The sequence below is a fragment of the Saccharopolyspora terrae genome (assembly GCF_004348435.1).
GTDB classification, from domain to species: Bacteria; Actinomycetota; Actinomycetes; order Mycobacteriales; family Pseudonocardiaceae; genus Saccharopolyspora; species Saccharopolyspora endophytica.
The window spans coordinates 21317-30366 of sequence record NZ_SMKS01000069.1 but is presented as its reverse complement, the minus strand read 5'-3'; the positions used below and the strand labels follow the sequence as shown (position 1 = coordinate 30366).

The 9050-nt window shown below is 73.0% G+C and carries 10 protein-coding genes and 1 pseudogene; 6 read left to right on the top strand and 5 right to left on the bottom strand.

Translation table 11 applies throughout. The features are described from left to right. Positions 1–299, top strand: a pseudogene (locus tag E1181_RS31605) (hypothetical protein); the annotation flags it as partial. Here E1181_RS31605 and trpS read toward each other — a convergent pair. Continuing rightward, entirely contained in the window at positions 281–1345 is a 1065-nt protein-coding gene (gene trpS / locus E1181_RS26460; RefSeq protein ID WP_132678856.1) for a tryptophan--tRNA ligase, read from the bottom strand. The pseudogene E1181_RS31605 and the gene trpS overlap by 19 nt on opposite strands. 200 nt (positions 1346–1545) lie before the next feature. Next, entirely contained in the window at positions 1546–2286 is a 741-nt protein-coding gene (locus E1181_RS26455) for a GNAT family N-acetyltransferase (RefSeq protein ID WP_132678854.1), read from the bottom strand. 132 nt (positions 2287–2418) lie between these two features. Here E1181_RS26455 and E1181_RS26450 point away from each other — a divergent pair, with 132 nt between their 5' ends. Further along, complete coding sequence (locus E1181_RS26450; protein WP_132678852.1) at positions 2419–3138, top strand: SDR family NAD(P)-dependent oxidoreductase; 720 nt, start codon at positions 2419–2421, stop codon at positions 3136–3138. Here the strand turns inward: E1181_RS26450 and E1181_RS26445 are convergent. After that, positions 3135–3656, bottom strand: a complete 522-nt coding sequence (locus tag E1181_RS26445) for a MarR family winged helix-turn-helix transcriptional regulator (protein WP_132678850.1) — start codon at positions 3654–3656, stop codon at positions 3135–3137. The genes E1181_RS26450 and E1181_RS26445 overlap by 4 nt on opposite strands. A 63-nt stretch (positions 3657–3719) precedes the next feature. Here E1181_RS26445 and E1181_RS26440 point away from each other — a divergent pair, with 63 nt between their 5' ends. Beyond that, on the top strand, positions 3720–4487 hold the full coding sequence (locus tag E1181_RS26440) for an SDR family oxidoreductase (RefSeq protein ID WP_132678848.1): 768 nt from the start codon (positions 3720–3722) through the stop codon (positions 4485–4487). Positions 4488–4496: 9 nt separating this feature from the next. On the opposite strand, the gene E1181_RS26435 is transcribed toward E1181_RS26440, so the two are convergent. Next, complete coding sequence (locus E1181_RS26435) at positions 4497–5120, bottom strand: LysE family translocator (protein WP_235877058.1); 624 nt, start codon at positions 5118–5120, stop codon at positions 4497–4499. Between the two features lie 252 nt (positions 5121–5372). Between E1181_RS26435 and E1181_RS26430 the strand changes: the two genes are divergently transcribed. Both E1181_RS26430 and E1181_RS26425 read left to right on the top strand, forming a co-directional pair. After that, positions 5373–6359 (top strand): malate dehydrogenase, encoded by a 987-nt coding sequence (locus E1181_RS26430; RefSeq protein WP_132678844.1) that lies wholly within the window; start codon positions 5373–5375, stop codon positions 6357–6359. Between the two features lie 126 nt (positions 6360–6485). Continuing rightward, positions 6486–7028 carry a GNAT family N-acetyltransferase gene (locus E1181_RS26425; RefSeq protein WP_132678843.1) on the top strand — a complete coding sequence of 181 codons (543 nt, stop codon included), beginning with the start codon at positions 6486–6488 and terminating at the stop codon, positions 7026–7028. A gap of 5 nt (positions 7029–7033) precedes the next feature. On the opposite strand, the gene E1181_RS26420 is transcribed toward E1181_RS26425, so the two are convergent. Then, positions 7034–8179, bottom strand: a complete 1146-nt coding sequence (locus E1181_RS26420) for a coiled-coil domain-containing protein (protein ID WP_207922328.1) — start codon at positions 8177–8179, stop codon at positions 7034–7036. Between the two features lie 65 nt (positions 8180–8244). Between E1181_RS26420 and E1181_RS26415 the strand changes: the two genes are divergently transcribed. After that, complete coding sequence (locus tag E1181_RS26415) at positions 8245–9045, top strand: pentapeptide repeat-containing protein (protein ID WP_132678841.1); 801 nt, start codon at positions 8245–8247, stop codon at positions 9043–9045. Positions 9046–9050 lie beyond the last annotated feature (5 nt).

The window sequence follows — 9050 nt, the reverse complement described above, 5'->3', positions numbered from 1 at the left end:
CCACCACCCCGGCCCGCCCGCGACCCGGCGGGCTCGACGAACACCGCCGGCGCGACCTGCAAGCCCAGCTCGCCCGCCTCGACCTGGCCACACCCCGCGGCCCCTGGACCCGCCACGTCCTCGACACCCTGCGCCGCCGCCCCGGACTGGCACCCGCCGACCTCGCCGCCGAACAACAACGCCCCGTCTCGCGCACCAAGACCGACATCTGGCGACTGCGCGAACTCGGCCTCATCGACACCACCGGCACGGGACTGCACCTGTCCGAGCTCGCACTGTCCTACCTGGACACCCCGTAGACGGTGCCCATCGCCTCCCGCACCTCGGCCAACGTCGCCTCCGCGCGCTCCTGGGCGCGGGCGTTGCCCCGCGCCAGCACCCCGCGCAGGTACCCCGGATCGGCTGCCAGCTCGGCGCGGGCGGCGCGCAACGGCGCGAAGTGGGAGTTCACCGCCTCGGTCACCACCGACTTCAACGCCGCCGCACCACCCGAACCCACGCCCTCGGCCAGCTCGACGGGATCCTGACCGCTGCACAACGCCCCCAGCAGCACCAGGCTCGCCACCTCCGGCCGCGCCTGCGGCTCGTAGGTGATGTGGCGCTGCGCATCGGTCTTGGCGCCCCGGATCAACCGCGCGGTCTCCGAAGCCGTGGCGCCCAGCATGATCGCGTTGCCGCGGCTCTTGCTCATCTTCACCCCGTCGGTGCCCAGCAGCAGCGGCGCCGAGCTCAGCAACGCCTCCGGCTCCGGGAACACCCGCCCGTAGTGGTCGTTGAACCGGCGGGCGATCGTGCGCGTGAGTTCCAGGTGCGGCAGCTGATCGGAACCCACCGGAACCAGGTTGGCCTTGCAGAACAGGATGTCGGCCGCCTGGTGCGCCGGGTAGGTGAACATCAACCCCGACACCCCCGCCTGCCGCGAGTGGGCGATCTCGTCCTTGACCGTCGGGTTGCGCTGCAGCTCCGGCACCGTCACCAGGCTCAGGAACGGCAGCAGCAGCTGGTTGAGCGCGGCCACCGAGCTGTGGGTGAAGATCATCGCCTCGTCCGGGTCGATGCCGGCCGCGAGGTAGTCGGCGATCAACCCCAGCACGTGCGAGTCGAGGTCGTCGGCGACGTCGCGATCGGTGAGCACCTGGTAGTCGGCGATCACCAACCCCAGCCGCACACCCCGCCGCTGCAACCGCACCCGGTTGTGCAGGGTGCCGAAGTAGTGGCCCAGGTGCAGCGGCCCGGTCGGCCGGTCACCGGTGAGGATCCGGAACCGGGAAGCATCGGCGGTGATCTCGGCCTCGAGCTCGGCGCTGCGCCGCGCCGCGGGGGAGATCTCGACGGTCGTGGTCATCAGGGTGGTCCTCTCGTGTCGGCCCGGCGCCGTCGTCCGCCGAAACCCGCACGAGCGCCGCACGCGCACGAAAAAAGGGCCGTCGGTCGAACGGCCCTCGGGTGATCTGGGTGTACCGCAGTGGGTGGCCGCTCCTAGCTGGAGCGCCACCAGACGAGATGAGAACTGCCGGTCACACCGCCACTATAGCCGGTCGCGGTTCACGGCACGGCGAAGGTCATGGTCGTCTCGGTGATCTCGAAGCCCAGCGTGCGGTAGAGCCGCTGCGCCGGGTTGCCGACCGTCACCGCCAGCCCCACCCGCGCGAACTCGCCGGCCACCCCCGACAGCGCGCGGCGCAGCAGCAGCCCGCCCAGCCCGGTGTAGGCCGGTGCGCGGCGGCGGAAGACGTCGCTGATCCACGCGGTTCCGGCGCGGTCGTTGGCGATCAGGCCGGCCACGACGGTGCCCGCGCCGTCGGTGACCAGGGCGCTGGCCTCCAGCAGCGGGCCCAGCACCCGGCCCGACAGCAGCGGCTGGAGCAGTTCGGTGCGCAGCGTGCGGTCGTCGGCGGTGACGTGATCGGGATGGCCCGGCGGGTAGGCCTCCCGCCAGGCGGGCAGCAGGGCCTCGGCGGGGCGGTCGCAGGCGGTGACCCGCAGCGGGGGTGGTGGCCGGAGCCCGGCCCAGTCCTGCGGGGGCGGGTCGGCGCGCAGGTCGCGGTGCATAGTGTGGGCGTGGCGGCGCAGCCGGGCTCCCGCGCGCAGCAGCCGGTGCCCGTGGGTGAGGTCGGTGACCACGTTCCAGCCGGGCAGCCGCTTGTGCAGCAGTTCCAGCACGTCCGGGCCTTCGGCGGCGATGAGCCGGGCCATGCGCGGGGCCCCGGCCAGCGGTGCGTAGCGCAACGTCGTGGTCTGGCCGGTCAGCGCCACGACCTCGCCGGTACCGCTCTCGTGCAGCATTCACTGACCTCTACACGCCGCATTCGCGCCGGGCAAGCGGTTTTTCGGCGGCATGCGGGTGAAAACCCGTTGCCGGTGGCTGCGGAGTCGCGCTACCGTGAACCAACTACTTTAGACCTTAAGGAGTGTGTCGTGGGGCGAAACATCCTCATCACCGGAGGCGCCACCGGAATCGGCTACGCCATCGCCGAGAGCTTCACCCGCGCCGGAGACTCGGTGACCATCACCGGCCGCCGCCCCGGCCCGCTGGCCGAGGCCGCCCACCGCCTCGGCGCCACAGCACTGCCCTTCGACGCCGCCGACCCCGACCACGTCACCGCCGCCACCGCCGGGCTGCCCGAGACGATCGACGTGCTGGTCAACAACGCCGGCGGCAACACCGACTTCGACCGCCCCGCCGCCGAGGGACTCACCGCGGTCGCCGAATCCTGGCAGGCCAACCTGCGCGCCAACGTGCTCACCGCCGTGCTCGTCACCACCGCCCTGACGCCCCGGCTGGCCGACGGCGCACGCGTGATCACCATCGGCTCGATCGCCGCCGCCCAGGGATCGGGCTCCTACGGCGCCGCCAAAGCCGCCATCGAGGCCTACACCCGCGCGCTGGCCGCCGAACTCGGCCCGCGCGGCATCACCGCCAACGTCATCGCCCCCGGCCTCATCGACGACACCGAGTTCTTCCGCGGACACCTCACCGACACCCGCCGCCGCACCCTCATCGACAACACCGACACCGGCCGCGCCGGCCGCCCCGACGACATCGCCGCCCTGGCCGCCTTCCTCGCCTCACCCGGCGCCGGGCACCTCACCGGCCAAACCCTGCACGTCAACGGAGGCGCCCACAAAGGCCACTAAGGACGGTCCTCGGCGCCGAAGCGCTCGGTGAGATCACCCAGCAACACCCGCAGCAGCTCGGTCAGCTGCTCGCGCTGGGCGGCATCCAGCGAATCCAGCAACGTCTCCTCGTGGTGCAGCAGATCGTCGACGTGGTCCTCGATGAGCCGGTGACCGGTGTCGGTCAGCTCCACCAGCACGCTGCGCCCGTCGTCACCGCCCCTGCCGCGGCGCACCAGACCGCGCTGCTCGGCCCGCGCCACGCGCTGCGAGATCGCCCCCGCGCTGACCAGCGACTGGCGGGCGATCTCACCGGCCGCCAGCCGGTAGGGCGGGCCGGCGCGGCGCAGCGTGGACAGCAGATCCCGGGTGGCCGCGTCCATCCCGGCGCGCGCGTCGGTGCGGCGGCGCTCGTCGTCGAGGAGCTTGGCGATGCGCCAGATGCGCGTGATCACCCCGATCGAGGCCACCGGCATGCCGGGCCGCTCCCGCTGCCAGGCCGCCTGGATCCGATCGACCCCGTCCTCACCGTCCGCCATGCTGACACAGCCTAGAACCACCCCGACGCCAGTGGGAGTGGCGGGGCAGGCCATGATCAGCTCATGATCGACCCGCGACTGCGCGACCGCGTCGCCGTCATCACCGGCACCGACAACGCCCTGGGCATCGGTGCGGCCATCGCCCGAGCGCTGGCCCGCCAGCAGGTCCGGCTGCTGCTGGTCAACCCGCCCGGCAGCAGCGACCACCTCACCCCCGCGCTGCGCGCCGACGGCCACACCGCCCACGCCATCACCGCCGACCTGGCCGACCCCGCCGCACCGGCGCTCATCTACGACCAGGCCGAAGCGCAGCTGGGCCCGGTGGAGATCCTGGTCAACAACGCCGCCCACAACGACCCCGACACCTTCACCCGCGCCCGCGGCGCGAGCACCGTCACCGCCGCGAGCCTCGACGCCCACCACACCGTCAACACCCGCGCCCCCGCCCTGCTCATGGCCGAACACCACCGCCGCCACCAGCAGCGACGCGCCGACTGGGGACGCATCATCACCCTCTCCACCGACGCCGCCGACGGCGCACCCGGCGAGATCTCCTACTGGGCCACCAAGAACGCCCTCGAATCGCTGTCGCGCTCGGCCGCAGCGGAGTTCGGGCCCGCCGGCATCACCGTCAACATCATCGCCCCCGGACCGGTGCAGACCGGCTGGATCAGCCGCGACATGAGCACCCGCTTCGCCGAGTTCAGCCCGTTGGGCCGGGTCGGGCACCCCGACGACATCGCCGACATCGCGGTGTTCCTGGCCTCCCACCAAGCCCGGTGGCTGACCGGGCAAACCCTCTACGCCGGCGGCGGCAAACGCATGACCTGACCCGTCGGTCTAGAGGGGTGCGCGGGAGCGCTCGCCCAGCAGCCGCACCGCCAACGCCGCCAGCACCGCACCCATCACCCACCGCTGCACCCGCACCCACATCCGACGCCCCGCCAGCAGCCGCGCCACCCCGCCCGCGCCGAGCACGATCACCGCGTTGACCGACACCGCCACCGCGATCTGCACCCCCGCCAGCACCAGCGACTGCGCGGCCACCGAACCCCGTGCCGGATCCACGAACTGCGGCAGCAACGACACGTACAGCACCGCGATCTTCGGGTTGAGCAGATTCGTCAGCAACCCCATCGCGAACAACCTGCCCGCCGACACCCGCGGCACCGGCGCGGGCTCGAACAACGACACCCCGCCCGGCCGCAGCTGCCTCCACGCCAACCACAGCAGATACCCCGCCCCGGCCACCTGCACCGCCGAGTACAGGGCGGGCACCAGCACGAACACCGTGGACAGACCGGCGGCCGCCGCCGCGGCGTAGACCGCGAAACCCGCCGCCACACCGCACAACGACACCGCACCCGCGCGCCGCCCCTGCGTCAACGTCCGCGACACCAGGTAGGCCATGTTCGGCCCCGGCGTGAGCACCAGCCCCAGCGCCACCACCGCGATCCCGGCCACCGCCGCACCACCGACCACACCGCACCCCCGTCGTCACCGGCCTCTCCGACGACGCTAGGCACCACGCCACGGGTGGAAAACAGCCAATCCCACACCCGCGGCCACCCCACGTGTGGTGCGGATCTCGCGCGCTGAATCGGTCCCGCAACGCCCGCGCTGTGATCCCTGACCGGTCTCCCACAGCCCCGCGGCGCTGGGGATAGCATCCCCAGCAGAGCAAACACCACCCGTCGAGCAGGAGAACGAGACCTCATGACCAAAGCTCCCGTCACCGTGACCGTCACCGGTGCGGCCGGTCAGATCGGCTACGCGTTGCTGTTCCGGATCGCCTCCGGCCAGCTCATCGACGCCGAGACCCCGATCAAGCTTCGGCTGCTGGAGATCCCGCAGGCGGTCAAGGCTGCCGAGGGCACCGCGATGGAGCTCGACGACTGCGCCTTCCCGCTGCTTGAGAGCATCGACATCACCGACGACGCGCGCACCGCCTTCGACGGCACCAACGTCGCGCTGCTGGTCGGTGCCCGCCCCCGCGCCAAGGGCATGGAGCGCGGTGACCTGCTCGAGGCCAACGGCGGCATCTTCAAGCCCCAGGGCGAGGCCATCAACGCCGGCGCCGCCGACGACGTGCGCGTCCTGGTGGTCGGCAACCCGGCCAACACCAACGCGCTGATCGCCCAGGCCCACGCCCCGGACGTGCCGGCCGAGCGCTTCACCGCCATGACCCGCCTGGACCACAATCGCGCCCAGACCCAGCTCGCGCAGAAGCTGGGCGTGTCGGTCACCGACATCCGCAAGCTGACGATCTGGGGCAACCACTCCGCCACCCAGTACCCCGACCTCTTCCACGCCGAGGTCGGCGGCAAGATCGCCGCCGAGCAGGTCGAGCAGTCCTGGCTGGCCGACGAGTTCATCCCGACCGTGGCCAAGCGCGGTGCGGCCATCATCGACGCCCGCGGCGCCTCCTCGGCCGCCTCGGCCGCCAACGCCGCCATCGACCACGTCCACACCTGGGTCAACGGCACCCCCGAGGGTGACTGGACCTCCGCCGGTGTCGTCTCCGACGGCTCCTACGGCGTCCCGGAGGGCCTGATCTCGTCGTTCCCGGTCACCGCCCGCGACGGCAAGTTCGAGATCGTCCAGGGCCTGGAGATCGACGAGTTCTCCCGCGAGCGCATCGACGCCTCGGTCGCCGAGCTCTCCGAGGAGCGCGACACCGTGAGCAAGCTCGGCCTCATCTGAGCCCGAACCGCACAGCGGTAGCAGCTGGGGGCGTGATCCCGTTCGCCGGGACCACGCCCCCAGCGTCGTTTCCGCCCGGGAAATCCGGTTGCCAACCGCAGTGCCGAGCCAGCAGCATCAGCGGGCATGACCCGCCCCGCCGAAGTCCTCGACCTGCCCGGTGCGCGGCTGCGCCGACCGACCTCGGCCGATGCCGGCGCCCTGCACCTGGCGGTCACCGAATCCCTGGAACACCTGCGCCCCTGGATGCCCTGGGCCGCCGGCGACTACCCCGCCGCCGCGGCCTTCATCGACGAGGCCACCACCCGCTGGCACACCGGGCGCGGCTACACCTACCTGATCACCACCGGCGAGACCGTCGCGGGCACGATCTCGCTCGAGCGCCGCATCGGTGAGGGCGGCCTGGAGATCGGCTACTGGCTGCACCCCGCCCACACCGGCCGCGGACTGGTCACCACCGCCGCGCGCACGTTGACCGAGCAGGCCTTCGCGCTCCCGGGAATCGACCGCGTGGAGATCTGGCACGACGCGGCCAACACCGCCAGCCGCGGTGTCCCCGAACGTCTCGGCTTCACCTGCGTCGACCCCCACCACCCGGCCCGTTTCGCCCACGCACCCGCGAAATCCGGTATCGAGGTCGTCTGGCGACTGGCCCGCCCGAAGGAATGAACGCCTCAGCCGCGATCGCCCTGCTGGGCATCGGTGCGCAGCGCGCGGAGCTCCTCGGTGGCGGCGTCGAGCTGGGTCTCGGCGCGTTCGGCGCGCGCCCGCGCCTGATCCCGCGCGTCCTGCACCGCCTCCAACCGCTGAGCGTGCGCCTCGCGCTCGGCCCGCAGCCGTTCAGCGGCCTCCTCGCGCACGCGCTGGAGCTCCGCGGCCTGCTGCTGGCGAAGCGTCGTCAGCTCGGTGCGCTGGCGCTCGATCTCGGCGCGCGAGGCTTCGGCGGCCTGGCGCAGCTCAGCCACCTGATCCCGGGCCGTCTCGGCTGCCGACTCCGCGCGGGCGGCCCGCTCGGCTGCCTCGGACCGGCGGGAGTCGGCCTCGGCGATCTCCCGCCGCGCCTGCTGCTGGGCGGCCTGCACCTGCGCGGCGGCCTCGGCACGCGCGGTCTCCAGATCGGTGTGGGCGGCGGCGATGCGGTCTTCGGCGTCCTCGCGGGCCCGGGCGACGAGGTCGTCGGCTTCGCGGCGGGCCGCGGCGGTGGCGACCTCGGCCTCGTTGCGCGCCGCTTCGACATCGGCGGCGGCCTGCTCCCGCGCCCGTTCGGCCTCAGCCGTTGCCCGGTCGCGTTCGGCGCGGGCCTGCTCGGCCTCACCACCGGCGGTCTCGGCGGTGCTGATGGCGTCCTCGGCGGCCTCTTCGGCGGCCTGGCGGGCCTGCTCGGCGTCGCGGCGCTGCTGCTGCGCGGTGGCCAGCGCCTGCTCGGCCTGGGCGATGCGGTGCGCGGCCTCGGCCTGGGCGGCCTGGATCTGGGCCTCGGCCGCCGACGGATCGGTCAGCGTCGCCAGCTCGTCCAGACCCGCCCGCAGGTTGCGGCCGAGCTGCTCGGACAGCAGCCGGTACTGGCGCAGCAGCTCCTCGGCCCGCAACCGGGACCCGTCGAACTCGCTGGAGCCCTCCGGTGCTGCGGCGGGGGTCTGCTCGGCCACGGCCTGCAGGCGCTGACGTTGCTTCCACGCCCGCCAGCGGGTGTGTTCGGGCAGGTCGCAGTACTCCGGTGGACGTCCCGGACCGCTGGGGCGCTCCACCGCCCGCTCACACCCCGGGAAACGGCAGATGCCCTCAGCGGTCTCGCGTGTCTGCTCCGGCTGCTCGCTCACGATCAGTGACGGTACCAACGCCCCCGCCGGAGGCGATCACCGCTGGTGAGAGGACAATCCAGTGCATGGTGCAACAGCGGGAACTGCGGGCCGATTGCGCCCGGTGCGTCGGGTTGTGCTGCGTGGCGCTGCCCTTCTCGGCCTCGGCGGAGTTCGCGGTGGACAAGCCCGCCGGAACACCGTGCCGGAACCTGCTGGCCGACCACTCCTGCGGGATCCACACCCGCCTGCGCGAGAGCGGTTTCTCCGGCTGCACGGTCTTCGACTGCTTCGGCGCCGGCCAGCACCTGACCCAGCACACCTTCGGCGGCGCGTCGTGGCGGGAAGAACCCGGCGTCGCCGGGCCGATGTTCGCCGCGTTCCCGGTCATGCGCGGCCTGCACGAACTGCTGTGGTACCTCACCGACGCCCTCGAGCGCACCGACACCGCGCCGCTGCACCAGGCGTTGCGGGCACGGCTCGACGAGGTCACCGCCCTGACCGAGCTCGGCGCCGAGGAGCTCACCGCGCTCGATCTCAACGCCGAGCGCGCCCAGACCGGTGATCTGCTCGGCCAGGCCAGCCGCTTGGCGCGCGGCGAACGTCCCAGCCCGGAGCATCGCGGCGCCGACCTGATGGGCCGCTCGCTGCGCGGCGCGGACCTGCGGGCGGCCAACCTGCGGGGCGCGCTGCTCATCGCCGCCGACGCCCGCGACGCCGACCTGCGCCTGGCCGACGTGCTGGGCGCGGACCTGCGCGACGCCGACCTGCGCGGCGCGAACCTCACCGGTGCCCTGTTCCTCACCCAGCCGCAGGTCTCGGCCGCGCGCGGCGACGACACCACCCGGCTGCCCACCGGGCTGCAGCGCCCGGACCACTGGCACTGACCCCA

Coding starts and splice junctions, on each gene's coding strand:
- trpS (WP_132678856.1), bottom strand. CDS start 1,345: ATGACCACGACCGTCGAGATCTCCCCCGCGGCGCGGCGCAGCGCCGAG.
- E1181_RS26455 (WP_132678854.1), bottom strand. CDS start 2,286: ATGCTGCACGAGAGCGGTACCGGCGAGGTCGTGGCGCTGACCGGCCAG.
- E1181_RS26445 (WP_132678850.1), bottom strand. CDS start 3,656: ATGGCGGACGGTGAGGACGGGGTCGATCGGATCCAGGCGGCCTGGCAG.
- E1181_RS26440 (WP_132678848.1), top strand. CDS start 3,720: ATGATCGACCCGCGACTGCGCGACCGCGTCGCCGTCATCACCGGCACC.
- E1181_RS26430 (WP_132678844.1), top strand. CDS start 5,373: ATGACCAAAGCTCCCGTCACCGTGACCGTCACCGGTGCGGCCGGTCAG.
- E1181_RS26425 (WP_132678843.1), top strand. CDS start 6,486: ATGACCCGCCCCGCCGAAGTCCTCGACCTGCCCGGTGCGCGGCTGCGC.
- E1181_RS26415 (WP_132678841.1), top strand. CDS start 8,245: ATGGTGCAACAGCGGGAACTGCGGGCCGATTGCGCCCGGTGCGTCGGG.